Source organism: Streptomyces sp. NPDC031100 (genome assembly GCF_055570785.1).
Genome location: NZ_JBVIGN010000001.1, coordinates 234,218 through 259,794, shown reverse-complemented (window position 1 = coordinate 259,794; position 25,577 = coordinate 234,218). Strand labels below are relative to the sequence as shown.

Here is a 25,577-nt window from a genome sequence, read left to right as displayed (position 1 = left end):
CCTCAGGGCCGCCACTCATACCGCACGTCCGGCTCCCGCTCCTCGTTGCCGCTGCCGTCCGTGTACTCGACGGCGACGAAGCCGTGCCGCTCGTAGAAGCGGTGGGCAGGCTGGTTGACCTGGAAGGTCCACAGGGTGAGCCCGCCCGGACTCCGCTCCTTGGCCAGCGCCACGAACCGGTCGCCGATGCCGCGGCCGCGCCAGCCGGGGTCGAGGTACAGCTGGGACAGCTCGTCCCCGGCGAGCACCATCATGCCCACGACGGCGTCGCCGGCCTCCGCGACCCAGGTCTCCCCCGCCGGCACCACGATCTCCCGGAAGTAGTCGCGCACTTCGTCGTCGGTGTGCGCCCGGACGACCGTGGGCAAGGCGGCGGTGTAGGACCGCAGCCAGACATCGGCGACGGCGGCGGCGTCCGGGCCGGCCGCCCGGCGCAGTACGACCTCCGCCCCGGAACCCGCGCTCACGGACGCGCCGCCTCGGGTACGTCGGGTACGACGGCCGTGGCCGTGATCTCCACCAGCTGCCCCGTGTACCCGAGGCAGGCCACGCCGAGGAGGGTCGACGAGTGCGGCCCGGCACTGAGCCCCGACGCCTCGACCACCTCCCACACGGCGGACAGCACCGAGGGTTCGCTGCTGACGACGTACACGTCGGTCGACACGACATGCGCCAAGTCGCTGCACACCGCGTGCAGTTGCTCCCGCAGATTGGCGACCACCTGCTCGGCCTGCCGCACGGGGTCTCCGGCTCCGACCACCTCCCCCTTCTCGTCGAGCGGCACGGCCCCGGCGAGGAACGCGAGCTTCGTCCCGGCTTCGACGACGGAGGCGTGGGAGTAGGTGGGCGGGGGGAAGAGGGCAGGGGACGTGACACGCTGGATCATGACTGCTCCTGGGATGTCCTGACGGTCGTCGAGGTGTACGGCCTGTATGGCGTGATGGCGGACAACTCGCCGATCATCCGCGCCCCGACCCACGCCCGCATCCGAATTTCCCCTCCCCCTCAGCCACTCGCACAGCGCAGGCACTCCGGCTCCCCGATGCCCTCCTTGCCCCCTGCACAAGCACGGCGGATCGGATCCGACCGTCGACGCTCTTACCCAGCCACTCCGACTGCTTCGACGGCGCCCACCGACTCACGCAGCCCGTACGAACCGTCGGCTCGACTCAGTGACCCGAGCCGGAGCCGTCAGGACCCCTCTGACCTGCGGGGGGGGGTGCCCCGATCCGGGGGATCGCTGTGCTCGCGGTGCCGGAAGGTCGATCAGGTCGCTGACCCCCGCGACCTCCTGCAAGGTCCGTGCCAGCGACACCAGCGTCTCCCGTACGGCCGCGATCTCGCGGCGCAGCGCGTCCACGTGCTCCCACTCCCGCTCGTACGCCACGGGATCGCGCCCCGTCGGCCGCTGGGACTCGTACGCGGTGAGGCGGGGATGCCACTGCGCGAGGAGGGGGCGCAGTACGCGGTTGAGGACGGTCACGGCCAGGACGCCGAAGCTGACGTGGCCCGGGGCGAGGGGCGGGGCGACATCAGGGCCGTAGCGTCGCAGAATCTCGCGGGTGGTGTGGAAGAAGGTGTAGAGGGAGGACAGCGCCTCGCGCAGGAAGCCCTCGTCGGGGTCGAGCTGTTCGACCGACACGCGCGTGACCAGCTCCAGGTACAGCTCCCAGGCCGCGCTGCGCTCCGCGTCGGCCGGTTCCCACGTGCCGGAGATCTCGCCGACGAACGGAATCGTCAGCTTGGCCGTGATCTGCGACGGACCGCTCGGCCGACGTCGTCTGCGCTGCCTGTGTGCCATGATCGCCCTCCCCGGTACCCACAGTAGGGTAAGTCGCCGTGTGGGACGTCTTCCTCAGCTACAGCCGCGGTGATGTGGAGCGGGTCCGTCCGCTCGTACGCGCGCTGCGCGACGGCGGGCTGACGGTGTTCACGGACGAGACCGGTGTCGCGTCCTTCGCCGGCATCAGCGACACCATCCGGCGCGAACTGGGCCGTTCCAAGGCGCTGCTGGCGTACTACTCCGCCGGTTACCCCGAGCGCGAGGCCTGTCAGTGGGAGCTGACCACCGCGTATCTGGCGGGACTTGGGGAGGGCGACCCGCGACGGCGCGTCATGGTGGTCAACCCTGAGCGGGCGACGGGCCACATCCACCCCGTGGAGCTGCGCGACGCCCGGCACGCCTCGCCCCACGACGTCGCCGCGCTCGTGGCGGACGTGCGCGACCACGTGGCCCGCCTCGGCGCCCCCATGACGATCGCGGAACCAGCCGTACGACGCTGGCTGCTGGGCACCCCGCAACCGCGCCCGGAGTTCCTGGGCCGCCTCCCCGAGCTCTGGCAGGTCCACTCCGCCCTGCACGCCCATGCGGCCCCGCTCGTCACCGGCCGCGCCGCCGCGCACGCCGTGCAGATCCGCGGCATGGCCGGCATCGGCAAGACGCTGCTGGCGCAGGAGTACGCCGTGCGTTTCGAGGCGGCGTACCCGGGCGGCGTCTTCTGGCGGAACGGGGGGACGTACGAGGACTCGGTGCGCGCCCTCGGCACGGACGGCCCGAACAGTCCGGGTGGCCCGGAAGGCCCGCAAGACCTCTTCGCGTACTTCGACGCCATCGGCGAACCGTTCCTCTGGATCGTCGACGCCGTCCCCGCCGGCCGGCTCACGGCCCGCGAGATCACGGCGATGGCGGCACCGCACCCCCTCGGCCACACCCTCTTCACCCTGCGCAGCCGCGCCTACGACGCCCTCGGCACGCCGATCGACCTCGAACCGCTGGACGCTCCCCACGCGCGCGTGCTCGTCGGCGGCGACGAGGCGCTGGCCGAGGCGGTCGGCGGCCACCCGCTCGCCCTGGGGCTGCTGGGCCGGGCGATCAGAGCCGGACATCACCCCGGCACCCTCTACGACCGGCTGCACGCCCGCGGCGGATCCCTCCTCGACACGCTCGCCGACGAGGACGTGACAGGAGCCGTCGTACGGGACGTGGACACGCGGGACGCCGCCGACGTGCTGCGGTGCGCGGCCGCCCTCCACCCGCTGCCGCTCACCACCGACGACGCGGCCCGCGTCCTGGCCGCCGCCGACGGCGTCCCCCGGATCGTCGCCGACCGGCGTGCCGCCAACGGCGTCGCCGAACTGCGCGCCCGCAGCCTGCTGACCCCCGCCGCCGACGACCGCTGGTCCCTGCACCCGGTGACCCTCCACGCCTGGCACCATCACGACCCGGCCCCCGCCCGCACCGAGACGCTGCGCCATGCCGCTCTGCGCACCCTGTGCGGCCGCCGCGACCCGTGCGCCCCGGCTACGCTGGCCTTCCCCGGCAGCCGGAGGGAGGCACCCATGGCAGCACCCAGCGAGTCGGAACGGATGGCCGCCTACGACATCCAGGTCGAGCTGGTCACGCGGATCGGGGTGCAGGAGCTGGCGCCGGGCACGGGGAGCCTGCGCGAGGCGCTGACGTCCCTGAAGTCACTGATCGACTTCACGCGGGCGACGCTGCATACGTACAGCATTGCTCTGGAGCGCGGCTCGCAGGCCGGTGCGCCGACGGTTCAGAACCTCGCCTACTCCCTGATCAACGAGACGATTCGTCCCTTCACCAGCACCTGGCACCCCCGCCTCGCCGCTTACGAGGCCCGCTGCCCGGCGGACACCGCCCCGCTGGACCACGAGGCGGCGTGGCCGCAGGCGGAGGAGATGCGCGCCGAACTGGCGGCACTGCGGGAGCCGTTGCTGCGGATCGTGGAGGGGCTGGGCGGCATCTCGGGGGCGGACTTCGGGGTGGCGGCGACGGGGTGAGGGACCAGCAGGACGCGGGCGTAAGGGACCAGCAGGACCCGGGCGTAATTGCGTAGAGGGCCTACAGGCAGCTGCATACGCTGCACACATGCCCTCCCCGGACGACGCCACCCTCCTCGACGCCACCTTCCTCGACACCACCGCCGACCGCCTGGCCACCCTCCCCACGGTCCAGGCCGTCGCCCTCGGCGGCTCACGCGCCCAGGGCACCGAACGGCCCGACAGCGACTGGGACTTGGCGATCTACTACCGGGGCGCCTTCGACCCCGACGACCTGCGTGCGGTCGGCTGGGAGGGGGAGATCTCCGAGGTCGGCGGCTGGGGCGGCGGCGTGTTCAACGGCGGCGCGTGGCTGACGATCGAGGGGCGGCGCGTCGACGTCCACTACCGCGACCTCGACGTCGTGGAGCGTGAGCTGGCGGAGGCGGAGGAGGGGCGGTTCAGGGTGGAGCCGTTGCTGTTCCATCTCGCTGGGATCCCCAGCTACCTGGTGGTGGCCGAGCTGGCGATCAACCGGGTGCTGCGTGGCGAGCTGCCGCGACCGCTGGTGTACCCGCAGAAGCTGCGCACCTCCGCCGGCGAACGCTGGCGCGGCACCGCCCACGCCACCCTCGCCTACGCGAAGGCCAACCACGCCCCGGCGGGCCGCCTCACCGAGGTCGCGGGGGCACTCGCAACGGCCGCCGTGCAGGCAGGCCACGCGGTCCTGGCGGCACGTGGGGAGTGGGTGACGAACGAGAAGCGGCTGCTGGAGCGGGCGGGGCTGCGGCGGATCGACGAGGTGGTGGGCGGGTTGCGCGCGGAACCGGAGGCGCTGGCGGGCGCGATCGGGAAGGCCGAGGAGATCCTCGCGCTCGGTCCCGCGAGCTGAGGGTGGCTGCGGTCCGATCGCCACCGAAGGAATTGCGTTCATAAAGAAACCCCCCCACCCCGGCACCTTTCACCTCCCCGAAACGTGACCGCCCCGTTCGCACCGGGAACGCGATCTACCGTGGGAAGCACATCCCGCAGCCCGGCCACCGTCGTCCGAAGGCCCACCCCGCCCTCGTATGAAGCAGGAGCCCTGTGTCGCGCCCCGCAGCACTGTCACTACCCCCCTGGCTCGCCCACCCCCTGCGCACCCAGCAAGGCCCCGTCCCCTGGAGCGCGATGACCCGGGGTGCGCTCGCCGCCGGGCCGCTGCTGCTCGCCGGTGTGCTCGACGGCCGGGTCGCGGACGGCGTCGTCGCCGCCATCGCCGCAATGCTCGCCGGCATCAACGACCGGCCCGGCAGCAGACGGGCCTCCGTCAGACGGCTCGGGGTGCCCGCCCTGGCCGGGGCCGTAGGGCTGCTCGTGGGGACGTACGCGGGGCAGCATGTCACCGCCGTACCGCTGACTTTGCTGCTCACCCTGCTCGGGTTGGCCGCCGGAGGCATCAGCGCCGTCGGGCCCGTCGCCTCCGCCGCCGGTACCCAACTGCTCGTCACCGCCGCCATCGGCGCGGGGATGCCGGCCGCCGAGAGCGGCTGGCAGCGGGCCCTCGCCTTCCTGGCCGGCGCCGGCTGGCTGCTCCTGCTGCGGCTGGCGCTGCCCACGCCCGGTTCGCTGGCCGGGGATTTCCGGTTCGACGGCGAGCGGGAGGCGGTCGCCGACGTGTACGACGCCGTCGCCGCGCTGCTCGACGCCGTGGGCGGTGACACGGCCGGTGCCCGCCGGGCCGCGCTCACCGCCGCCCTCGACCACGCCCAGGACGCCCTCGCCGGCCCCCGGCTGCGCCGGTACGCCAGTTCCGCGGCCGAGCGCCGGCTGCACGCGCAGTACGCCGCCGCGCTGCCCCTCGCCGAGGCCGCCACCGCCCTCGCCTGGGCGGGCGAGCCCGTTTCCGCGCGCGCGTCGGAAGGACCCCGGCGGCTCGCCGCCGCCGTCCGCGGCAACACCGGAACCGGCCCGCTGCCCGCCCCCAGCCGATCGGCACCGGCCTTGCGCGCCCTCGACGACGCCCTGCTGCGCGCCGCCGAGGCCTTCGACCGGGCCGACGGCGGCGCAGACGGGTTGTTCGCCTGGCGGAAGAGCGCGGCGGATGTGGTCCAGGGTGAGGGCGGCGGACGTAGGCTGTTCGCTCGGCGGCAGAGCACCGAGGGCCCCCTCCGGGCCGAGGGCGGCGCGCACCGGCTGTTCGCCTGGCGGCGGAGCGCGGCGGATGCGGTCGGGGAAAAGGGCGGCAGACGCCGGCTCCTCGCCCGCCGGCAGAGCGCCGAACACGCCGTAGGGGTCGAGGGCGGCGAACACCAGCTCCTCACCCGCCGACGCAGCGCCAAGGACGCCCTCCAGGCCGCTCTCGGCGCCGGCGGGCGGGAGTACGGGCTGCGCGTCGCCCTCTGCTTCGGGGCCAGCGCCGCAGCGGCCCAGGCCCTGCACCACACCCGCTGGTACGGCCAGCACGAGCACTGGTACTGGCTGCCCGCCACCGCCGTCTTCCTCGTCAAGCCCGACCTCGGGCCGCTCGCCTCCCGCGTGCTGAGCCGGGCCGCCGGGACCGTGCTCGGTGCCCTGGTGTTCGCCGGGCTCGCCGCGCTGCTGCCGCGCCCGGAGGGGCTGATCGTGCTGGTGGCGGTGTGCGGGGCGCTCGTCCCCGTCTCCACCCGGAACTTCGGCGCTCTGACCGCCGTCGTCACCGTACTCGTCCTGGCCCTGGTCATGGTCGGCGGTGAGCCGCAGGCCTCCGTCAGCCGGATCGGCGAGACGCTGCTGGCCTGTGCGATCGTGCTGATCGTCGGGCATCTGCCGATGCCGGGGGAGCGCGGCGGCGGGGTACGCGCCCGGCTCGCCGTCGCCGCGAGCGCCGCGCACGCCTATCTCGTGCACGTCCTGAGCGAGTCCGGCGACCGCGCCGAACGGTGGGCGCTGCGCCGCGAGGCCTACCGCACCCTTGCCGAGGCCCGGACCGCGATCGCGCTCGCCGCCGCCGAGCTGCCCGCCCTCGCCCGGCACACCGAGGGCACGGATGCTGTCGCCGCCGTCCTCGAACGCCTCGTCGACACGACCACGGCCTGCGCCGTGCACCTGGACGACACCGGCCGGCTCACCCCATGCCACACCCGTCAACTGCAGGAACTGCTTGCCGAGTTGGAGCAGCGCGGGGAGTGGGTCGGGCTGCCCGTGGCCGCGTGACCGTCCGCAACGGTCCGAGCGTCGTACGGTGGCCCCATGAGCGACTCTCCCGCCGATCTCCTCATCACCGGCTGCACCGTCCTCGTGCACGACGAGGAGGAGCGGATCGCCTTCCGCGAGGACGCCGCGATCGTCGTACGCGACCGGGTGATCGCTTCCGTGACCACCGCGACGGCGGCCGAGGACATGGCGGCCCTGGAGCGGATCGAGGCGCGCGGGCAGATCGCGCTGCCCGGGCTCGTCAACTGCCATACGCACGCGCCGATGGTCGCCCTGCGCGGTCTCGCCGAGGACCTGCCGACCGAGGAGTGGTTCAACGACGTCGTCTGGCCCGTCGAGTCCAACCTCACCGAGAGGGACGTCGAGTTGGGCGCGCGGCTCGCCTGCGCCGAGATGATCCGCGGCGGGGTCACCTGCTTCGCCGACCACTACTTCCACATGGACGTGGTCGCCGACGTCGTCGCCGAGTGCGGGATGCGGGCCCATCTCGGCGAGGCCTACTTCTCCTCGCAGGGTCCTCAAGGGCGAGAGAAGTCGGCGGAGTTCGCGCTGCGCCGGCGAGGCGCCGCCGACGGGCGGATCACCACCGCCCTCGCCCCGCACGCCCCCTACACCGTCACCGACGCCGACCTCGCCGCCACCGCTGACCTCGCCCGCGCCCACGGCCTGCCCGTCCACCTGCACGCCGCCGAGAACCGCGGCCAGACCGACACCAGCCTCGCCCGGCACGGCGTCACCCCCATCGAGGTCCTCGACCGCACCGGACTCCTCGACACCGACCTGCTCATCGCCCACGGCACCGGCATCATCGAGCGCGACCTGCCGCTCCTCGCCCGCACGGGCGGCCGTACCGCGGTGGCGACCGCACCCCGCACCTACCTCAGGTTCGCCTGGCCCGACACCACCCCGGTACGGGCCCTGCGCGCGATCGGCGTCCCCGTCGGACTCGCCACGGACGGCGCCGCCTCCAACAACTCCCTCGACGTGTGGGAGTCGATGACGCTGACCTCCCTGATCCAGAAGTCCGCCGAGGGCGACCCGCGCTGGCTGACGTCCCGTCAGGCCCTGCATCACGCCACGCTGCAGAGCGCCCGCGCGGTCGGCCTCGGCACGAGCATCGGCAGCCTCGCCCCGGGGCGGCGCGCCGACATCATCCTGGTCGACCTCACCGGCCCGCACACCCAGCCGGTCCACGACCTCGCCGCCACCCTCGTGCACAGCGCCCGCTCCGCCGACGTGCGCACCACCGTCGTGGACGGCCGCGTCCTCATGCGCGACCGCGAACTGCTCACCCTCGATGTGCCCGCCGTCGTACGGGAGTTGGGGGAGCGACTGGCCGCCCTCGTCGACCGGGGCCACGGGCGGCGCATCCAGGAGTACGACACCTGAGTCCGCGTAGGCTGACTCCCATGGATCTCGCGGACGGCCTGCTCGACCACCCCTACGACGTCTACCGGCGCCTGCGCGACACCGCGCCCGTCCACCGCATCACCGGACCCGACGGCACACCCGCCTGGCTGGTCACCCGGTACGACGACGTCCGGGCCGCCCTCTGCGACCCGCGGCTCTCGCTCGACAAGCGGCACGCCACGGCCCGCACCAACAAGGGCTTCTCGCTGCCGCCCGCTCTCGACTCCAACCTCCTCAACATGGACCCGCCCGACCACACCCGCATCCGGCGCCTGGTCGGCCGCGCCTTCACCCCGCGCCGCATCCAGCAGCTCCGCGAGCCGATCCGGCGTACCGCCGACCAACTCCTCGACGCGCTCGGCCCGCACGGAAGCACCGATCTGATCGCCTCCTACGCGGCCCCGCTGCCGATCACCGTCATCTGCGACCTGCTCGGCGTCCCCGAGGAGCACCGGATGGACTTCCGGGTGTGGACCGACTCCCTGATCGCCCCCGACCCGGCGCGGCCCGAGGCCGGCAAGGAGGCGGTGGTGGCCATGCTGGGCTTCTTCACCCGGCTGCTCGCGGACAAGCGGAAGGCCCCCGCCGACGACCTGCTCTCCGACCTGATCGCGGTCCGCGAAGAGGGCGACCGGCTGAGCGAGGACGAACTCATGTCCCTCGCCTTCCTCATCCTCGTCGCCGGGTACGAGAACACCGTGCAGCTCATCGGCAACTCCGTCCTCGCCCTCCTCCAGCACCCGGACCAGCTCGCCGCCCTGCGCAAGGACCCCGCACGGCTACCGGCCGCCGTCGAGGAGTTCGCCCGCTACGAGGGCCCCGCCCTGCTCGCCATCCGCCGCTTCCCGGTCGAGGACGTGACGATCGCCGGGGTCACCGTCCCGGCGGGGGAGACGGTCTGGGTCTCGCTGTCCGCCGCCAACCGCGACCCCGCCCGCTTCCCCGACCCCGACCGCCTCGACCTGGCCCGCGACGCCTCCGGCCACCTCGCCCTCGGCCACGGCATCCACTACTGCCTGGGCGCACCCCTGGCGCGCACCGAGACGGAGATCGCCCTCGCGGCGCTCCTGGAACGCTTCCCCGAACTGGCGCTCGCGGAGCCCGAGGTGAGGTGGCGTCCGTCGCTGCGCGCACGCGGGCTGGTGACGCTGCCCGTGCGGTACCAGCCGACCGGGCCCGGCCCGACCGAGGACTGACACAAGAGGTGTCCTCTTCGTCGCCGAACGTATCGTTCATGTCGAAAGGTGAACGGACTCTCACGGTCCGCGATGAACGGGTGTCAGCAATGTCTCAGTCCCGTCACCGAGCGAGCCGTTTGCCTTCTCCAGGGCGTTAACTCCAAGAAGTACGACGCTTTTCTGGAGGTGCGAGATGGTGAACGGGCGAACCGTGCTCGAGCGCTTTCCCGCCGGCGGCCCGCGAGGGTCGTGGCCCGCGGAGGAGTTCGCGCACGCGCGACGCCTCGAAGGTCTGCCCGCCGAGGTCGTCATGGACCTCGCCACGGACACCTTCCTGGTCATCGTGCGCGGCGACGCCACGGAGTGAGGCGGCTCAGGCCGGCTTCGGGGCCGGCACCTTCGCCGTGAACTGCTCCGCCTGCAACGCGTACAGCTCCGCGTACACACCGCCCCTGGCCAGGAGGTCTTCCGGAGTGCCGGACTCCACCAGCCGCCCGTGCTCCAGGACGTGCACCAGGTCGGCGTGGCGGACCGAGGCCAGCCGGTGGGTGATCAGTACGACCGTCTGGCCGCTGCCCGCCAGCGCCCGGATCTTCTCGAACACCTCCAGCTCGGCCCGCGCGTCCAGCGCCGCCGTCGGCTCGTCCACGATCAGGATGCGCCCGCGCCGGTAGGCCGCCCGGGCGATGCCGAGGCGCTGCCACTGGCCGCCCGACAGCTCGTGCCCGCCGCTGAAGTTGCGGGCCAGCAGCGTGTCCAGACCGCGCGGCAGATCCGCGACCACGTCCTCGGCGCCCGCCTCGGCGACCGACGCGGCCAGCCGCTCCTCGGTCAGGGGCGCGGAGGAGCGGCCGACGGCCACGTTCACGCGGGCGGTGAAGGGCCAGCGCTTGAAGTCCTGGGCCACCATCGCGATGCGCTCGGCGAGCAGCCGCCGGTCGGCACCCGCCGTGTCGACACCGTCCCACAGGATCCGGCCCCGGTCCGGGGTGTACAGGCCCGCCAGCAGCTTGACCAGGGTGGTCTTGCCCGAGCCGTTCTCCCCGACGAGCGCGATGATCCTGCCGAGGGGGAGGGTGAGGGTCACGTCGTCGAGGGCCGGGCGGGCCGCGTCACCCGGATAGCTGAACGTGACGTTCTCGAACCGGATCTCCCGCGGCTCCTCGGGCAACGGCAGGCCGCCCTCCGGGATCGCCCGCTCGGCCGCCTCGGCGTACAGCCGCTGCAGATCGGCCACGAACAGGGCCTCCTCGTGCAGCTGGTTGATCTCCAGGACCAGCGTGTCCAGGCTCGCCGACCCGGTGCGGATCGCGATCACCGCCGTACCGGCCACGGACAGGGCCATCGCACCGGTCAGCAGCAACGCGCCCAGCGTCGTGTACGTCGCCAGGGTCGCGAGACCCGTCCAGGCGGCCGCGATCAGGCCGGTGCGGGCGGCCAGCCGGGACAGCCGCGCCTGCTCCGCCTCCGCGCTCTCCGACATGGACCTGAAGTGCCGCAGCAGGAACGGGCCGACGCCGTGCACCCGGATCTCGGGGGCCGCGGCCGGCTCGGTGAGCAGGCTGCCGATCAGATGGCCGGCGCGGGCGTGCTGCACCCAGGTGTGGAAGGACTCGTACCGGCGGCGCGCGTTGGTCAGGGCGCCCCAGGCGCTGGGCAGGGTCATGGTGACCAGCAGCGGCAGCAGCGCCGGATGCAGCACGGTGAGCACACCGGCCGCGGCGATCAGGGAGATCACCGCGTTGATGACCCGGGCGCCGTACGAGATCATGCTGCGCGCGGACCGGGCACCGTACTGGGCGGTGTCCAATAGCTTGTGGAAGGCGTGGTCCTCGATCGCGGCCAGCTCCACGTTCGCCGCCCGCTCCAGATACAGCTCGGTCGCCACCCGCTCCACCTTCGGCTCCAGCCGTCCGGTGGCGTAGGTCGAGGCGGCCCGCAGCAGCGCCGCGACCAGCATCATGGCGGCCACGACGGCAAGGGCGGGGGCGGCCGCGCGCAGCCGCTGCCCGATGTCGGGGCCGGTGAGCAGCCTGCCGAGCGCGCTGTTGACGGCCAGCAGGCTCACTGCCTGCGCCGCGCCCCGGCCCACCTCGGCGGCCAGCACGATCCGGGCGGCGCGCGGGTCCGCCTGCCGGGCCAGCCGCAGGCTGGACGCCAGCATGCCGGGCAGCCGGACCACCATCGCCCGGAAGCTCAGCTCCAGGAAGGCGTCCGCATGCTCGTTCCACCCCATGTCGTACCGCAGCGGCCCCCCGAACAGCAGCCGCTCCGAACCCGAGACCTCGGGCTCACCCGCCCCACGTCTCTTTCCCACCGCACCCCTCCCTGGCATATGAACGAACGGCCACTATCGCTGGCACGACAGCGGCGGGGCAGGGCGCGAGCAGGGGTACTGGGGGCGCGCAGGGGTGTGGAGGGGGCGGGGTACGGCGTCGGTTCGGCGACCGGGTTTATGGCGTGGGTTGTACGGTTCCCGCAGCTCACCTCACCGTTGGTGCAGGCGAGCGCAGTGTCACGCCGGAACGGCCCGAGACCAGTCCGGGGTCGTCCCCGTCACCCGGCACAGGGCCAGGTAGAGGGGGATCGGCGGGGTGTACGGGACCGTGCCCTCGGGGCGGTGGATCAGGCGGGCCGTGGCGGGGACCAGGGCGCCGGGGGCGTAGTGCGCGGGGGCCGGCCAGGGGAGGGCGTAGTCGGAGTCCGACGGAACGATCCACCACCAGTGCGCCCCGTCGGCGTACACGCAGCCCACCCGCGGCAGCCGCGGGCCGATCTGCGGTCCCAGGTGGTCGGGTACGGCCACGGCGTCACAGCCGAGCGGGGACGACATACCCTCCGGCACCGCCAGCCGGTGCACCGGGGCCGGCGTGTGCTGCCGACGTCCGAGGCGGACCAGGGTGTCCAGACCGAGCGCCCGGCCGAACGCGCCGGCGCCGCTCACGGCCGCCCCCACCCGTGCTGCTCGCCCGCCGGGGCTTCGCGCCGGGCCTGCGCTTCCTCTTCCTCGCCCGGACCGGGCGGCGGGCCGCCCGGCTTGGGGCGGGCGCCCCAGCCCAGGTCGTTGCACGGGTCGACGATGTCGCGGGCCGCGTCGGTCTGACGGGCCAGCTCGGCCCAGACCAGCAGCCCCGGCCCGTGCTCCTGGGCACCCCAGGCCCGGCACAGCGCGTCGACGAGAAGCAACCCCCTCCCGTGCTCCTCGTCGGGCCGCTGCGGGGAGGGGTGGGGCTCACCGGGCGCACAACCCTCGTCGCGCACGGCTATGCGCACCGTGTCGTCGTGGTCGTGCAACTCGCACACCACGCGACTGCTCGCGGTGTGCACGATCGCGTTGGTGACCAGCTCGGACATGACCAGGGCCGCGGTGTCGCAGGTGTCCGCGCACACTGACCAGCCGGTCAGCCGGGCCCGCGTCAGGCGTCTGGCCTGGGCGGGGGAACCCGGATGTGCGGCCAGCTCGAAGCGGAACCGGCGCTCGGCAGCGCCCCCGTCGGAGGCTGCTCCCGTTGTGGCGCCGAGACCAAGACGGTCTGCGGCGGCGTCTGTTCCTAAGGGCGCGGACGGAATCACGCTTGCCACTATCTCCCCGGCGTGAACACTTGGCAAGTGTCACTCTGAAAAATGCAGAGTGCTGTGTGACTCGGTCAGAGGGCGTGGCACACTGCTCGCAACAGCACCTCGAGCGGCGCCAATTGGGACAACCGGTGATCCGACCCGGATCTTCGAAAGTGTCTTCGAACGGCGCCGCAGGGCTGTCGGGATTCTTTTGCCGGAGCGGACTCTTGAGTCGGAGGTGGGAGCGTGAGCGAACCGCGGTCCGCGCCGACCGTGGGCCAGGTGGTCCTCGGGCGGCGCCTGCTGGACCTGCGGGAGCGCGCCGGGCTGAAGCGCGAGGAGGCCGCCCATGTCCTTCGCGTCGCCCCCGCCACCATCCGCCGCATGGAGATGGCCGAGGTCGCCCTCAAGATCCCGTACCTGCAACTGCTGCTGAAGGCCTACGGAGTTCCCGACGACGAGGCCGACCTCTTCGTCCAACTGGCCGAGGAGGCCAACAAGCCCGGCTGGTGGCAGCGGTTCCACGACATCCTGCCGGGCTGGTTCTCGATGTACGTCAGCCTGGAGGGCTCGGCCAGCCTCATCCGCTCCTATGAGCCGCACTTCGTCCCCGGCCTGCTGCAGACGGAGGACTACGCGCGCGGGGTGCTGAAGTCGGGCGCGATCGGCCAGACCAGCCCCGACGACATCGAGCGCCATGTCGCGCTGCGCATGCAGCGCCAGGAACTGCTCACCCGTCCCGACGCCCCCCGTTTCTGGGCGGTGATGGACGAGACGGCCCTGCGCCGCCCGGTCGGCGGCCCGGAGGTGATGCGTACGCAGATCGACAAGTTGCTCGAGGCCACGACGCTGCCGCATGTGACGCTCCAGGTCGCCCCGTTCCGCAACGGGCCCCACCCGGGGACGTACGGACCGTTCGTCCTGTTCCGATTCGCCATGTCGGAACTGCCGGACATGGTCTACAGCGAGTACCTGACCGGCGCGGTCTACCTGGACGCGCGCTCCGAGGTGGCGACGCACCTGGAGGTCATGGACCGCATGGCGGCGCAGGCCGCCACGGCACAACGCACGAAGGAGATCCTCCAGGATCTCCGCAAGGAGCTGTGAATGGATCGCATCACACCGCGCAGTCGCGTCTACAACGGCATGCCCGCGCGGGAGTTGGGCAGCGAGGGGTGGCACAAGCCCTGGAGCGGCGGCAACGGCGGGAACTGCCTGGAGGCGATGAAGCTCGCCGACGGCCGGATCGCCGTACGGCAGTCGACCGACCCGGACGGACCGGCGCTGATCTACACCACGGACGAGATGACCGCCTTCATCGAAGGTGCCAAGGCGGGGGAGGCCGACTTCCTGCTCTCCTGAACGGCCCCTGATGATTGGCTCTCGCTCGACTTCCCTATGCCGTGCTGACTTGAGTATTCGTTATTCGGCTGCGCGGGCGCATGCCCCACGCTTACGGTGAATGCGGTTCAGGTGCGCAGGCAGCGGATCCTTCCGTCGCGAGTACTCGCTACCCACCCGGCTGCCGGTTCCCTCCGGCGGCCGGTCCCATGCCGGTCGTCGCCCAGTGCGGCCACCGGCGCGAGTGTTTACGTCACCGCCGTCGACCCCGATCTCTGAACCTCACCCCGGCGGCAGCGCCCTGCACAGCGCCTCCAGCGCCGCGCCGTAGGCGTGTTCCGGCGGCGTGGCGTACCCGACGACCAGGCCGTCGGCCATCGGCATCCCCGTCTCCGGGTGCCGGAACGCGGCCAGTCCGTCCAGGGCGACCCCCTGCCACACGGCCGCCTTCACCGCGGACCGCTCCGTGCCGGGCGGTAGCCTGAGCACGGCGTGCAGTCCGGCCGCGATGCCGGTCACCTCGATGTGCGGGGCGTGCGCGGCGAGCGCCGCGACCAACCGGTCCCGCCGGCGCCGGTAGCGCTGCCGCATGCGCCGCAGATGACGGTCGTACGACCCGGAGACCACGAAGTCCGCGAGCGCCAGCTGGTCCAGCACGCTCGCCCACCCCTCCCGCTCGCCCTTGGCCGCGAGCACGGGCCCGACGTATCGCTCGGGCAGCACCATCCAGCCCAGCCGCAGCGCGGGCGACAGACTCTTGCTGACCGAGCCGATGTGGATCACCCGCTCCGGGTCGAGCCCCTGGAGCGCGCCCACGGGCCTGCGGTCGTACCGGAACTCGCCGTCGTAGTCGTCCTCCAGAACCACCGCCCCACGCGCGCGTGCCCAGTCGATCACCGCCGCCCGCCGCTCCGGATGCAGCGGACCGCCGGTCGGGAACTGGTGCGCGGGCGTGAGCAGCACGGCCCGCTCCCGCCCCAGCCCGGCCACCTGGGCCCCGTGCTCGTCCAGCGGGAGCGGTACGGTCCGCACGCCCGCCATGGCCAGCAGTCCCCGGTGGAAGCCCAGACCGTACGCCTCCACGGCCAGCGGGCCGCGCAGCACGCCCCCCCACCCTGGCCGAACAGCAGCCGCAGCGCGTGCGCGAAGCCGGAGCAGATGACGATCCCGTCCGGCTCGGTGCGCACCCCACGCGCGCGTGCCAGATACTCCGTGAGCGCCTCCCGCAGCTCCCGGCGCCCGGCGGGATCCCCCGGCCCGAACGCCTCGCTGGGCGCCGCCTGCAGGGCCCTGCGGTACGCGGCCGACCAGGCCGCCCGCGGGAAAGCCGACGCGTCCGGTGTGCCCTGCCTCAGGTCGTGCCGCGGTCCACGCGCGCGTGGAGTTGCCTTCACGGACACTCGCTCGGCGTGTCGCCAGGGCTCGGCTCGGTCGGCAACCCGGGTCCCGGAACCCTGCCGTGCGGTCAGCCAGCCCTCCGCGACCAGTTCCGCGTACGCGTCGGCGACGGTGTTGCGGGCCACGCCCAGGTCGGCGGCGAGCGAGCGGTACGGCGGCAGCCGGGTACCGGGCGACAGCCGCCCGCTGCGCACGGCCTCGCGCAACGCCCGGATCAGCGCCGCCCGCCGCCCACCCGGCCCCGACAGCTCGAGGTGCAGGTCGGCGCCGATCCGCTCCGCGGAATTGACCCATGATTCCGTCAGGCCTTCCGCGCCCTCATCGGCTTCGACGCCGCCGCACGCGAGGGTCTCGACCCGGCTCTCGTCGAGCTGATCCAGATCCGCGCCTCGCACCTCAACCACTGCGCTTACTGCCTCCACATGCACACCAACGACGCCCGCAAGGCTGGCGAGAGCGAGGACCGGCTGCACATGGTCGCCGTCTGGCGCGAGGCCCGGCACTTCTTCACCCCGAAGGAACAGGCGGCCCTCGCCCTGACCGAGGCGGTCACCCGGGTCGCCGACGCAGGCGTCCCCGACGAGGCATACGAGCAGGCGGCCGCCCACTTCGACCAGACGGAACTGGCCCACGTCCTCGCCCTGATCTTCGCGATCAACACATGGAACCGTGTGGCCCTGGCGACGGGGAAGGTGGCGGGCACGGACGAACGCCGCCGCTGACGACGCGCTTTCGGCGCCGACTCGACCCTGCCGCACCCATGTCGGCTACACGGCCATCGGACGGTCGTACGGCGATATCGGCGCCGGCAGCCGTGAACTCCCCGTCAGGTAACGGTCCACGGCCGCCGCCACCGCCCGCCCCTCCGCGATCGCCCACACGATGAGCGACTGCCCACGCGCCGCGTCCCCGGCGGCGAACACGCCGGCGACGTTGGTCGCGAAGCCGTCGTCGCGGGCGATCGTGCCCCGCGGCTCCATCACCAGTCCCAGCTGGTCGACGAGCCCGTCCTCCCGGTCCGGCCCGGAGAAGCCGAGCGCGAGCAGCACCAGGTCGGCGGGCAGCGTCCGCACGGTGTCCCGCACCGGCTGCCGCCGCTCGTCCACCTCGACCAGGTGCAGGGACCGCACATGCCCGCTGTCGTCCCCGTCGAAGCGCAGCGTGGACGCCGCGAACAGCCGCGCGTCCGCGTCCGCCGCCGGTGCCGTCCTGAGGTCCCGCGCCTCCTCGTGGGCCGCGGACAGCCGGTAGATCTTCGGGTACGTCGGCCACGGCTCGACGTCCTCGTCGCGCTCGCCACCCGGCTGTGCGTAGATGTCCAGCTGGGTCACGGACGCGGCGCCCTCGCGCACCGCGGTCCCCAGACAGTCGGCCCCGGTGTCCCCGCCGCCCACGATCACCACATGCTTGCCGGCCGCGGACAGCGGCGAGACCTCCAGATCCCCCTCGCACACCCGGTTGGCCAGCGGCAGGTACTCCATCGCCTGGTGTATCCCGGTCAACTCCCGGCCCGGTACCGGAAGTTCCCGCCACGCCGTCGCACCCGTGGCCAGCACCACCGCGTCGTAGCGAGCCCGCAGATCGGCCGCCGGGACATCCCGCCCGACCGCCGTCGACGTACGGAACCTCGTCCCCTCGGCCCGCATCTGTTCCAGCCGCCGCTCCAGATGCCGCTTCTCCATCTTGAACGCGGGGATGCCGTACCGCATCAGCCCCCCGATCCGGTCGTCCCGCTCGTACACGGCGACCGTGTGCCCGGCCCGCGTCAGCTGCTGCGCCGCGGCGAGCCCGGTCGGCCCCGAGCCGATCACCGCGACGGTCTTCCCCGACAGCCGATCCGGGGGCCGCGGCGGGGTGAATCCCTCCTCCCAGGCCCGGTCGGCGATCGCGCACTCCACGTTCTTGATCGTGACGGCAGGCTGGTTGATCGCGAGCACGCACCCGGCCTCGCACGGCGCCGGACACAACCGTCCGGTGAACTCGGGGAAGTTGTTCGTCGCATGCAGCCGGTCGCTTGCCGCCCGCCAGTCCTCGCGGGAGACCAGATCGTTCCACTCGGGGATCAGATTGCCCAGCGGGCAGGCGTCGTGGCAGAACGGGATGCCGCAGTCCATGCAACGGTCGGCCTGCTTGCTGATGATCGGCAGCAGCGCTCCCGGGACATAGACCTCGTCCCAGTCCCGGACCCGCTCCTCCACGGGCCGCCGCGGCCATTCCTGGCGCGGCGTGGTCATGAACCCCTTGGGATCGGCCATGGTCGTCTTCCTCGTGTACGCGTACCGGGGGGTACTCCGGGTACGACGGGCCGTGCCTCGTCGGGCGGCACTCTTTCGGCCACGATACGTCTCCGCCGACACCCCCGCAGAGTGGCGGACAGCGCTTTCTCGCGAGCTCCTCGCAGGACGAGGGTTCAGGCTATGGCCAGCACGTACGCGACGGCGGCCGCGGCGGAGGCGACCGTGCGGACGTCGTTCCAGAACGTCCACTCGCGCACATACACCGGCCAGTACGCCGCCGCCTCGGGACTGCCCGAGGCCATCCCGGCCAGCTTGTTGTTGCGGGGCACGTTCGCGACCATGGTCAGCCCGAACGACCCGAACAGGTACAGCGCACTGCCCAGCAGCAGCTCGACCGTGCCCTCGTCCGGCCACACCACGAACGTCACCACCGCGATCACCGCGCACAGCACCGCCGAGCCGAGGAACACCAGCATGAAGGCGGGCTGCACGGCGGCCACGTTGATCGACTTCATCGCGGCCACACCCTGCGCGGGAGGCAACGCGGCCAGCCCTCGCATCACGAAGGTCGAGAACCCGCAGAGCACCCCCGCCACCAGCCCGGTCCCCAGCACCCCCAGCACGGCCAGCACGAAGAACGGCCCATCGATCACGATCCCACCTCACTCCCACACCGCCCGGCCCCAGACCCGGCACCGGCCTTTCTCCTTTCCTCCCAGTGAAGGCGCACACGGCCCGCCCCACCATGGCTGAGGACCGCGCCGACATGCGCCAGCGTCCAGGTCCCCCACGCACGCCGCCCCGATGCGAGGAGGGGCGCCCGCCCCGGCCCTGCGCACCGCCTGACCTGGATCCAGGGCACACCCTCAGCCCCGCTTGAACATCGGGTCGCGACGGTGCAGCACGGCGGTGCCACACCTCCTCGGCCCCCTGCCCCGCCGACGCACATCCTCAGCCGACGTCGGCCGCCTCTCCCCACCCCCTCAGCACGCTCTCCACGGCCGCCGCGATCCGCCGCCGCGCCTCGAACCTCGGCACCCCGCTCATCAGCAGCTGGTCGTACGGCGTGTCCACGTGCCGTACGGCCGCCACGACCGCCGAGATCACCGCCCCCTCCGTCAGCGCCCGCCCGGCCGCACTGCGTCCGACCCGCCCGCTGCCCCGCACCGACGCGTGCGCCGCGATCGCCAGGGCCCGCTCGGCCGGACACCCGGGAAACAGCCGGACGATCTCCGCCGCGAACGCCTCCACGAACCGCTCGTCCTCCACCGCCCTGCGCCGCGCGTCCCGGGCCCGCCGCCGGCGCCGCACCTCCGCGTCCGCCAGGCACCGCGCCTCGGCCCGGGCCAGCGCCTCCTCCTCCACGAGCAGGCCCTGCCGTTCGTACCGGCCCTGGCGCCGGTTGAACCGCACGACCACCGCCGACAGCGTGCTCTCCTCCCGCGCCCTGCGGGTCAGCGCCGTGTCACCGCGCGGCAAGAACACCAAGTGCCCCAGGTCGGCGCAGGCGAGGCAGCGCGGCGCCCCGTCCTCCAGCACGAGCATCGACAGCGGACCGCGCCGGCACCCGGAACATCGCTTGCGCCGCAGCGGCTGGACGACGACAAGTCCACCGGGGAAGAGGGGAGTTGCAGTAGGTGCCATACGCGCTTCTTTCCCCGCCTCCGCCCTGCACTCCCACGCCTCTTCCCGTTCCGCCCGCTCCTTCCGGCGGATGGGGAACACCGACACCTGCACACGGCGCCGCACTGCCGTGGCGCCCTCGTCTCCTACCGCGATCGCGAGGCCCACCACCGCCACCGCGGGGCCCGCTTACGACAGCCAGTGCACGTCCCCCTCCCGCTGCCACGGAACCTTCCCGGCATCATGGGATCTGTGCGACTCGAAGCGATCACCTGGGACCGGCTCGCCGAACTGCTGGCCGACCGGCTGGTCGAGCTGAAGCCCGCCGACGGGGGTGCCTGGTCGCGCGCCGGCTTCGACGGGGCACCGGCCGCCCGCCCGGTGGACCTCGCCGAGCGCGTCGCCCAGGCGCTGCGCGTGCGCGGGCGCCCCTCGCTCGTCGTCGGCGCCGAGGGCTTCCTGCGCCCAGCCTCTCTCCGCCTGGAGCACGGGCGACGGGACGCGGAGTCGTACTACGGCGGCTGGTTCGACACGGGCGCCCTGTGGCGCGAGGTCTTCGGCCCGCTCGACCCCGGCGGAAGCGGCCGCGTCCTGCCCGATCTGTGGGACCCGGCCACCGACCGTGCCACCCGCAGCCCGTACGTCCAACTCCCTCCCGGCGGAATCCTGTTGTTCCATGGTCCCCTCCTCCTTCGGCACTGGTTCCCCTTCGATCTGACCGTCCACGTCCTCCTCTCCCCGGGCGCCCTGCGCCGCCGCACCCCGGAGGCCGACCACTGGACGCTCCCCGCCTTCGAGCGCTACGAGGCCGAGACCGACCCGGCCGGGACGGCCGACGTCCTCGTGCGCGCGGACGATCCACGCCACCCGGCATGGAACGGCTGATCCGGCCGCCCGGCAAACCCCCTTTTCTATGCGCGTGCATGTAACTAGAGTGCTGCCATGACGACCTCCTCCGGCGCTCCCGTCGCCTTCGACGACTCTGTCCGCGCTCTCCTCGACGGCAAGAACTTCGCCAGCGTCGCCACCCTCGGCCCCGACGGCGCCCCGCAGAACTCGGTGGTCTGGATCAAGCGAGAAGGCGACACCGTGCTCTTCTCCTCCACCGACGGCCGTCAGAAGGTGCGCAACCTGCGCCGCGACCCGCGCATCAGCCTCACGGTCTTCGACCTGGCCAACCCCTACAGCTCCGCCGAGATCCGGGGCACCGCCGAGATCCTGCCGGACGAGGGCAAACGGCTCCCGTACGAGCTGTCGCACAAGTACCTCGGCATCGACCCGCCGGCGGAGAAGGACGACGAGACCCGCATGATCATCAGGGTCGTCCCGCGGAAGGTCGTGGCCTTCTCGGTGTGAGCGGTCAGAGCCAGCCGTTGCGCCGGAAGCCGCGGTACAGCACGAAGCACGCAGCCGCCATCACACTCATGACGAGCGGGTAGCCGAACCGCCAGTGCAGCTCCGGCATGTGGTCGAAGTTCATGCCGTAGACCCCGCACACCATCGTCGGCACGGCGATCACCGCCGCCCAGGCCGTGATCTTCCGCATGTCCTCGTTCTGCGCGACTGTCACCTGTGCGAGATGCGCCTGCAGGATGGAGTTGAGCAGTTCGTCGAACGCGGCTATCTGTTCCTTGGCCCGCATCAGATGGTCGAGCACGTCCCTGAAGTACGCCTGTATCTCCGGGTCGACCACCCGTATCGGCCGCGTCGCCAGATCCTCCACCGGGCGGCCGAGCGGCACCACCGCCCGCTTCAGCTCCAGGAGTTCACGCTTCAGCTGGTAGATGCGCCCCGGGTCGGCCCGTGCGCCGTTCTCCGAGAACACGTCCGTCTCGACCTGGTCGATATCGGCCTGCACCGCATCCGTGACGGTCAGATAGTCGTCCACGACGTGGTCGGCGATCGCGTGCAGCACCGCCGCCGGCCCCTTGGCGAGCTGCTGCGGGTCCGCCTCCAACTCCTCGCGCAGCGGGCCGAGAGAGCCGTGCCGCCCGTGCCGTACCGTGATCACGAAGTCCTCGCCGACGAACACCATGATCTCGCCGGTGTCGACCACCTCGCTCGTCGCCGTCAGTTTCTCGTGCTCCACGTAGCAGACGGTCTTGAACACCGCGAAGAGGGTTTCCCCGTACCGCTCCAGCTTCGGGCGCTGGTGGGCCTCCACCGCGTCCTCCACCGCCAGCGGGTGCAGGTCGAACAGCTCGGCGATGCCCGCGAACTCACTGTCCGTCGGCTCGTGCAGCCCCAGCCAGACGAACCCCTCGCCGCTCTTGCGCACCATCTCCACGGCAGCCACCAGGTCGGTGCACCCCGGCACCCGGACCCCGTCCTGGTACGTCACGCAGTTCACCACCGAGGAACCCAGCGGTGACCGGGCGGGATGGCTCAGGTCGACGCGCGGCCGCCGCCGGGCCAGCCGCGCGACCTTGCGCAGGCCGCCGACCCTGCCCAGCCCTGTGACCTTCCGCAGATTCCCTGCCATGGACATCCGGATCTCCTTGCGTGGATCTCCTCGCACACCGCTTTCGCGCCTTGCCCGGCAAGTGTGCCAGCCTGGCGCAAGGCGCGGGTAAGCCTGTGGGAACAGTTCGTTCCGCTTTGTTCCCGCCTGTGGACGGAGAGCCGGCCGCTGCGGACGAGCCGGCCGGCTGCGAGGATCGCGGGATGACATCATCCGAGGGCTACCTCCTGGACAACCAGCAGAGCGAGGCGGCACAGCGCTTCGACGCCTTCGCCTCCCTCTTCGATCCCACGACGTTCCGGCACCTCGAAGCGTTGGGGCTCGGTCCCGGCCGGTGTGTCTGGGAGGTCGGGGCCGGCGGCACCTCGGTGGTGTCCTGGCTCGCCGAGCAGGTCGGACCCACCGGCCAGGTCGTGGCGACCGACATCGACACCGCGCGACTTTCCACCGCCGACCGCCCTCCCGTCGAGGTGCGCGTCCATGACGTGGGGACTCAGGAGCCGCCGGGCGAGGGCTTCGACCTGGTGCACGCCCGGCTGGTCCTCGTCCATGTCCCCGACCGGGAAAGGGCGTTGGACTCCATGATCAGGGCGCTGCGACCGGGCGGGACCCTGTTGATCGAGGACGCCGACCCCTCCCTCCAGCCCCTGCTCTGCCCCGACGAATACGGCCCCGAGCAGCAGCTTGCCAACCGCCTGCGGCAGGGATTCCGCAGGCTGCTCGCCGACCGCGGCGCCGACCTGTCGTACGGCCGCAAGCTCCCGCGCCTGCTCCGCGAGGCAGGGCTGAGCGAGGTGGCGGCCGACGCGTACTTCCCCGTGACCTCGCCCGCCTGCACCGCCCTGGAGTCCGCCACGGTCCGTCAGATCCGCGGCCGACTCGTCGCCGCGGGCCCTGCCACCGACGAGGACGTCGACCGCCACCTGGCCCATGTGGAGGCGGGCGGCATGGACCTGGCCACCGCACCGATAATCTTGGCGTGGGGACGCAAGGGCTAGGGATACGGCTGCGTGTCAGCCGCGGGTGCCCCTGCGTGCCGGCCGCCGGTGCCCCGGTGCGGTGGTCTGCCGCCCACCCGTTCCACCGCCCGCGCTCCCGCCCCGCACCCGTGTGCCGCCGCCTCCTGCGGCTCGGCGCCCGCGAGCAGGGCGGCGAGGAACGCGCCGGTGAAGGCGTCGCCTGCGCCCGTGGTGTCCAGCGGAGTCGCCGGCACGGCCGGAACCCGGGCGACCACGGCCCCGGAACGGGCCACCAGCGCCCCGTCCGCACCCGACTTGGCCACCACCAGTGGGACGAGCCGGCTCAACTTGGCCGCCGCGTCGGCCGGTTCCGGCAGCCCTGTCAGCAGACAGGCCTCGTCCCGGCTGGGCAGCAGCACGTCCAACCCCTCCGCGAACGCCAGGAAACGGTCCACCCCGAACTCCACGAGGAAGCCCGCCGACGCCGGATCCAGACTGACCGGCACGCCACGCGCGCGTGCTGCCGCGAGGGCCACCCCGGCGAGCGCCAGGCTCGGCTCCGAGAACAGCAGATAGCCCGACAGGTGCAGCCGTGCGACCCCGTCGAGCAACGCGTCGGACCAGTCGGCGGGTTCGAGACGCAGGGATGCCCCGCTGTCCGTGAGGAACGTGCGCTCGGCCGACGCACCCGTGTCGACGAGGCAGATCACCGTCCCGGTCGTGGCCTCCCGGTCGACCACGAGCCGGGGCCGCACCCCGGCCGCCACCAGCTCGTGCTCGTGCCACTGTGCCGCTTCCGCGCCCACCCGCCCCAGCAGTCGTACGTCCGCACAGCCCGCGTGGGCGGCCCAGCAGGCCACATTGGCGCCCGCGCCGCCCGGCAGGGTCCGGATCGCTGCGGCCGTGTCGGTGCCGGCCGCGAGCGGCCCCCGGTGCCGGGCGACGACATCGGTGACGACGTCCCCGACGACCAGCAGCGCCCCGTCCCGTCCCCCGGTCACCCCGTGGTCCACGCCACGGCGATCTGCGCCGCCAGCCGCACATTGCCCCGCACCGCGGCCAGGTTGGCCTCCAGCGACGCGCCGTCCGTGTGCCGGACCAGGAAGTCGAGCAGGAACGGCGTGACCGCCTGGCCGGTGATCCCCTCCTCCTCGCAGGCGCGCAGCGCGTCCGCGAGCACGCGCGCGTGCAGCGCCGGATCGAGCTGCTGGTCCTCCGGGACGGGGTTGGCGACGATCAGTGCCGACTCCGGCGCGTCCAGCGCGTCCTGGGCCCGCATGACCTCCGCGACCTGCTCCGGGCTCTGCAGCGTCCAGTCCACCGGATGTCCGGAGTCGGACAGATAGAAGCCCGGGAAACGGTTGGTGCGGTAGCCGGCGACGGCCACGCCCAGCGTCTCCAGCCGCTGCAGGGTCGCCGGCACGTCCAGGATGGACTTCACGCCCGCGCACACCACCGTGATCCGGGTCCGCGCCAGCAGGCCCAGGTCGGCCGACTCGTCCTGGGTCACCGTCCACTCCCGGTGCACACCGCCCAGCCCGCCCGTGGCGAACACCCGGACGCCCGCCAGCGCGGCCAGCTGGGCCGTCGCCGACACCGTGGTCGCCCCGCTCGCTCCCGCTGCCACGGCCAGCGGCAGGTCACGGTGGCCGAGCTTGCGGATACCGTCCTCGTTCGCGACCCGCTCCAGCTGCTCCTTGTCCAGGCCGATGTGCGGGCGCCCGTGCAGGACGGCGATGGTCGCGGGGACGGCGCCTGCCTGCCGCACCACGTGCTCCAGCTCCAGCGCCACCTGGAGGTTGCGCGGACGCGGCAGACCGTGCGCGATGATCGTGGACTCCAGGGCCACCACCGGCCGCCGCGCGTCGATCGCTTCCCGGACTTCTTCCGACACCACCAGCACCACGCGCCCGCCTCCTGTCCATCGGTCCTTCCCTCATCTCTGGCGGGCGCCACACCCGGCTAAACGCTTGCCGTCTGTGGGGGACACCACCAGCCTGGACGGCATGACCAACCACTCCATGCGTCTCGACCACGTCGTCCTGTGGGTCGCCGACCCGGTCGCGGCGGCCCGCTTCTACCAGGACGCCGTCGGTCTGGAGCCCCTGAGGCTCGCCGAGTTCGCCGAGGGAAAGGTGTCGTTCCCCTCCATCCGTGTCAACGAGGAGACCATCCTGGACCTCGCACCGCGCGGCATCGCGGAGCGCATGAACATGCTCCCCGGCTCCGCCGACAGTGCGGGCCACCCCGTCAACCACGTCTGCCTGTCGCTGCCGTCCGCCGGCTTCGACGCCCTGCGCGCCCGCCTGGCCGAACACGGCGTCCCCATGAGCGACATCGGGTACGACTCCTTCGGCGCCCGCGGAAACGCCACGCGGAGCTTCTACTTCCGAGACCCCGACGGCAACGTCTTCGAGGCCCGGCACTACGCGTAGCCGCACCAGGGGACGTACGGGCCCGG

At 72.8% G+C, this 25,577-nt stretch carries 24 protein-coding genes and 2 pseudogenes; 13 read left to right on the top strand and 13 right to left on the bottom strand.

From position 1 onward, the window contains the following. Positions 1-2: 2 nt before the first annotated feature. From ACZ5DS_RS01205 to ACZ5DS_RS01195, 3 genes are all read right to left on the bottom strand, one after another. Positions 3-467, bottom strand: coding sequence for a GNAT family N-acetyltransferase (locus ACZ5DS_RS01205; protein WP_468232739.1), 465 nt, complete (start codon positions 465-467; stop codon positions 3-5). Continuing rightward, positions 464-886 carry a RidA family protein gene (locus tag ACZ5DS_RS01200; RefSeq protein ID WP_468232738.1) on the bottom strand — a complete coding sequence of 141 codons (423 nt, stop codon included), beginning with the start codon at positions 884-886 and terminating at the stop codon, positions 464-466. The genes ACZ5DS_RS01205 and ACZ5DS_RS01200 overlap by 4 nt, the downstream gene beginning before the upstream one ends. A gap of 252 nt (positions 887-1,138) precedes the next feature. Beyond that, positions 1,139-1,801, bottom strand: coding sequence for a hypothetical protein (locus tag ACZ5DS_RS01195; protein WP_468232736.1), 663 nt, complete (start codon positions 1,799-1,801; stop codon positions 1,139-1,141). 38 nt (positions 1,802-1,839) lie between these two features. Here ACZ5DS_RS01195 and ACZ5DS_RS01190 point away from each other — a divergent pair, with 38 nt between their 5' ends. The 6 genes from ACZ5DS_RS01190 to ACZ5DS_RS01165 all read left to right on the top strand — a co-directional run bounded on the left by ACZ5DS_RS01190 (position 1,840) and on the right by ACZ5DS_RS01165 (position 9,906). Continuing rightward, a complete protein-coding gene (locus ACZ5DS_RS01190) occupies positions 1,840-3,798 on the top strand; it encodes a toll/interleukin-1 receptor domain-containing protein (RefSeq protein WP_468232734.1) in 1,959 nt (652 codons plus the stop codon). A gap of 88 nt (positions 3,799-3,886) precedes the next feature. Continuing rightward, positions 3,887-4,669, top strand: coding sequence for a nucleotidyltransferase domain-containing protein (locus ACZ5DS_RS01185; RefSeq protein ID WP_468232732.1), 783 nt, complete (start codon positions 3,887-3,889; stop codon positions 4,667-4,669). A gap of 194 nt (positions 4,670-4,863) precedes the next feature. Continuing rightward, entirely contained in the window at positions 4,864-6,951 is a 2,088-nt protein-coding gene (locus tag ACZ5DS_RS01180; protein ID WP_468232730.1) for an FUSC family protein, read from the top strand. A gap of 36 nt (positions 6,952-6,987) precedes the next feature. Further along, complete coding sequence (locus ACZ5DS_RS01175; protein ID WP_468232728.1) at positions 6,988-8,340, top strand: amidohydrolase; 1,353 nt, start codon at positions 6,988-6,990, stop codon at positions 8,338-8,340. A gap of 20 nt (positions 8,341-8,360) precedes the next feature. Further along, on the top strand, positions 8,361-9,557 hold the full coding sequence (locus ACZ5DS_RS01170; protein ID WP_468232727.1) for a cytochrome P450 family protein: 1,197 nt from the start codon (positions 8,361-8,363) through the stop codon (positions 9,555-9,557). A 175-nt stretch (positions 9,558-9,732) separates the two neighbouring features. Next, a complete protein-coding gene (locus tag ACZ5DS_RS01165) occupies positions 9,733-9,906 on the top strand; it encodes a hypothetical protein (RefSeq protein WP_468232726.1) in 174 nt (57 codons plus the stop codon). A 6-nt stretch (positions 9,907-9,912) separates the two neighbouring features. Here the strand turns inward: ACZ5DS_RS01165 and ACZ5DS_RS01160 are convergent, their stop codons facing one another. From ACZ5DS_RS01160 to ACZ5DS_RS01150, 3 genes are all read right to left on the bottom strand, one after another. Next, the gene (locus tag ACZ5DS_RS01160; RefSeq protein WP_468232724.1) at positions 9,913-11,874 is read right to left on the bottom strand and encodes an ABC transporter ATP-binding protein; all 1,962 of its coding nucleotides are present in this window, start codon (positions 11,872-11,874) and stop codon (positions 9,913-9,915) included. A 180-nt stretch (positions 11,875-12,054) separates the two neighbouring features. Further along, a complete protein-coding gene (locus ACZ5DS_RS01155) occupies positions 12,055-12,483 on the bottom strand; it encodes a hypothetical protein (RefSeq protein ID WP_468232722.1) in 429 nt (142 codons plus the stop codon). Beyond that, entirely contained in the window at positions 12,480-13,121 is a 642-nt protein-coding gene (locus ACZ5DS_RS01150; protein WP_468232720.1) for an ATP-binding protein, read from the bottom strand. The genes ACZ5DS_RS01155 and ACZ5DS_RS01150 overlap by 4 nt, the downstream gene beginning before the upstream one ends. Before the next feature lie 222 nt (positions 13,122-13,343). Here ACZ5DS_RS01150 and ACZ5DS_RS01145 point away from each other — a divergent pair, with 222 nt between their 5' ends. Beyond that, positions 13,344-14,204: a helix-turn-helix domain-containing protein gene (locus ACZ5DS_RS01145; protein ID WP_468232718.1), complete on the top strand. Its 861-nt coding sequence runs from the start codon at positions 13,344-13,346 to the stop codon at positions 14,202-14,204. Continuing rightward, on the top strand, positions 14,205-14,459 hold the full coding sequence (locus tag ACZ5DS_RS01140; protein WP_100825625.1) for a DUF397 domain-containing protein: 255 nt from the start codon (positions 14,205-14,207) through the stop codon (positions 14,457-14,459). It begins immediately after the preceding gene. Between the two features lie 261 nt (positions 14,460-14,720). Here ACZ5DS_RS01140 and pdxR read toward each other — a convergent pair. After that, a pseudogene (pdxR, locus tag ACZ5DS_RS01135) lies at positions 14,721-16,141 on the bottom strand (MocR-like pyridoxine biosynthesis transcription factor PdxR). Between pdxR and ACZ5DS_RS01130 the strand changes: the two are divergent. After that, positions 16,139-16,558: pseudogene (locus ACZ5DS_RS01130) on the top strand (carboxymuconolactone decarboxylase family protein); the annotation flags it as partial. The pseudogenes pdxR and ACZ5DS_RS01130 sit on opposite strands and share 3 nt — an antisense overlap. A gap of 45 nt (positions 16,559-16,603) precedes the next feature. Here ACZ5DS_RS01130 and ACZ5DS_RS01125 read toward each other — a convergent pair. From ACZ5DS_RS01125 to ACZ5DS_RS01115, 3 genes are all read right to left on the bottom strand, one after another. After that, on the bottom strand, positions 16,604-18,091 hold the full coding sequence (locus ACZ5DS_RS01125; protein ID WP_468232716.1) for a glutamate synthase subunit beta: 1,488 nt from the start codon (positions 18,089-18,091) through the stop codon (positions 16,604-16,606). A gap of 155 nt (positions 18,092-18,246) precedes the next feature. Continuing rightward, positions 18,247-18,726: an anthrone oxygenase family protein gene (locus tag ACZ5DS_RS01120; RefSeq protein WP_468232714.1), complete on the bottom strand. Its 480-nt coding sequence runs from the start codon at positions 18,724-18,726 to the stop codon at positions 18,247-18,249. Between the two features lie 298 nt (positions 18,727-19,024). Next, positions 19,025-19,717 (bottom strand): DUF2293 domain-containing protein, encoded by a 693-nt coding sequence (locus tag ACZ5DS_RS01115; protein WP_468232712.1) that lies wholly within the window; start codon positions 19,715-19,717, stop codon positions 19,025-19,027. A 231-nt stretch (positions 19,718-19,948) separates the two neighbouring features. On the opposite strand from ACZ5DS_RS01115, the gene ACZ5DS_RS01110 reads away from it, so the two are divergent. Together ACZ5DS_RS01110 and ACZ5DS_RS01105 are read left to right on the top strand one after the other, a co-directional pair. After that, on the top strand, positions 19,949-20,581 hold the full coding sequence (locus ACZ5DS_RS01110) for a nucleoside/nucleotide kinase family protein (protein ID WP_468232710.1): 633 nt from the start codon (positions 19,949-19,951) through the stop codon (positions 20,579-20,581). A gap of 57 nt (positions 20,582-20,638) precedes the next feature. Then, positions 20,639-21,052: a PPOX class F420-dependent oxidoreductase gene (locus ACZ5DS_RS01105; RefSeq protein ID WP_468232709.1), complete on the top strand. Its 414-nt coding sequence runs from the start codon at positions 20,639-20,641 to the stop codon at positions 21,050-21,052. A 4-nt stretch (positions 21,053-21,056) separates the two neighbouring features. Here the strand turns inward: ACZ5DS_RS01105 and corA are convergent, their stop codons facing one another. Further along, positions 21,057-22,184, bottom strand: a complete 1,128-nt coding sequence (gene corA / locus ACZ5DS_RS01100) for a magnesium/cobalt transporter CorA (protein WP_468232707.1) — start codon at positions 22,182-22,184, stop codon at positions 21,057-21,059. A gap of 176 nt (positions 22,185-22,360) precedes the next feature. Here corA and ACZ5DS_RS01095 point away from each other — a divergent pair, with 176 nt between their 5' ends. Next, positions 22,361-23,155, top strand: coding sequence for a methyltransferase domain-containing protein (locus tag ACZ5DS_RS01095; protein ID WP_468232705.1), 795 nt, complete (start codon positions 22,361-22,363; stop codon positions 23,153-23,155). On the opposite strand, the gene ACZ5DS_RS01090 is transcribed toward ACZ5DS_RS01095, so the two are convergent. Both ACZ5DS_RS01090 and ACZ5DS_RS01085 read right to left on the bottom strand, forming a co-directional pair. Continuing rightward, the gene (locus ACZ5DS_RS01090; protein WP_468232703.1) at positions 23,152-24,117 is read right to left on the bottom strand and encodes a carbohydrate kinase family protein; all 966 of its coding nucleotides are present in this window, start codon (positions 24,115-24,117) and stop codon (positions 23,152-23,154) included. The genes ACZ5DS_RS01095 and ACZ5DS_RS01090 overlap by 4 nt on opposite strands. Then, on the bottom strand, positions 24,114-25,022 hold the full coding sequence (locus tag ACZ5DS_RS01085; RefSeq protein ID WP_468232702.1) for a pseudouridine-5'-phosphate glycosidase: 909 nt from the start codon (positions 25,020-25,022) through the stop codon (positions 24,114-24,116). Before ACZ5DS_RS01085 ends, ACZ5DS_RS01090 begins: the two co-directional genes overlap by 4 nt. Before the next feature lie 100 nt (positions 25,023-25,122). Here ACZ5DS_RS01085 and ACZ5DS_RS01080 point away from each other — a divergent pair, with 100 nt between their 5' ends. Continuing rightward, positions 25,123-25,551: a VOC family protein gene (locus ACZ5DS_RS01080; protein ID WP_468233851.1), complete on the top strand. Its 429-nt coding sequence runs from the start codon at positions 25,123-25,125 to the stop codon at positions 25,549-25,551. Positions 25,552-25,577 lie beyond the last annotated feature (26 nt).

What these genes read in the sequence shown, in the direction of transcription:
- ACZ5DS_RS01115 (WP_468232712.1), bottom strand. Translation starts at nt 19,717, where the DNA reads ATGGCACCTACTGCAACTCCCCTCTTCCCCGGTGGACTTGTCGTCGTC.
- ACZ5DS_RS01200 (WP_468232738.1), bottom strand. Translation starts at nt 886, where the DNA reads ATGATCCAGCGTGTCACGTCCCCTGCCCTCTTCCCCCCGCCCACCTAC.
- ACZ5DS_RS01185 (WP_468232732.1), top strand. Translation starts at nt 3,887, where the DNA reads ATGCCCTCCCCGGACGACGCCACCCTCCTCGACGCCACCTTCCTCGAC.
- ACZ5DS_RS01195 (WP_468232736.1), bottom strand. Translation starts at nt 1,801, where the DNA reads ATGGCACACAGGCAGCGCAGACGACGTCGGCCGAGCGGTCCGTCGCAG.
- ACZ5DS_RS01105 (WP_468232709.1), top strand. Translation starts at nt 20,639, where the DNA reads ATGACGACCTCCTCCGGCGCTCCCGTCGCCTTCGACGACTCTGTCCGC.
- ACZ5DS_RS01165 (WP_468232726.1), top strand. Translation starts at nt 9,733, where the DNA reads ATGGTGAACGGGCGAACCGTGCTCGAGCGCTTTCCCGCCGGCGGCCCG.
- ACZ5DS_RS01095 (WP_468232705.1), top strand. Translation starts at nt 22,361, where the DNA reads ATGACATCATCCGAGGGCTACCTCCTGGACAACCAGCAGAGCGAGGCG.
- ACZ5DS_RS01140 (WP_100825625.1), top strand. Translation starts at nt 14,205, where the DNA reads ATGGATCGCATCACACCGCGCAGTCGCGTCTACAACGGCATGCCCGCG.
- ACZ5DS_RS01080 (WP_468233851.1), top strand. Translation starts at nt 25,123, where the DNA reads ATGACCAACCACTCCATGCGTCTCGACCACGTCGTCCTGTGGGTCGCC.
- ACZ5DS_RS01160 (WP_468232724.1), bottom strand. Translation starts at nt 11,874, where the DNA reads ATGCCAGGGAGGGGTGCGGTGGGAAAGAGACGTGGGGCGGGTGAGCCC.
- ACZ5DS_RS01175 (WP_468232728.1), top strand. Translation starts at nt 6,988, where the DNA reads ATGAGCGACTCTCCCGCCGATCTCCTCATCACCGGCTGCACCGTCCTC.
- corA (WP_468232707.1), bottom strand. Translation starts at nt 22,184, where the DNA reads ATGTCCATGGCAGGGAATCTGCGGAAGGTCACAGGGCTGGGCAGGGTC.
- ACZ5DS_RS01170 (WP_468232727.1), top strand. Translation starts at nt 8,361, where the DNA reads ATGGATCTCGCGGACGGCCTGCTCGACCACCCCTACGACGTCTACCGG.
- ACZ5DS_RS01125 (WP_468232716.1), bottom strand. Translation starts at nt 18,091, where the DNA reads ATGGCCGATCCCAAGGGGTTCATGACCACGCCGCGCCAGGAATGGCCG.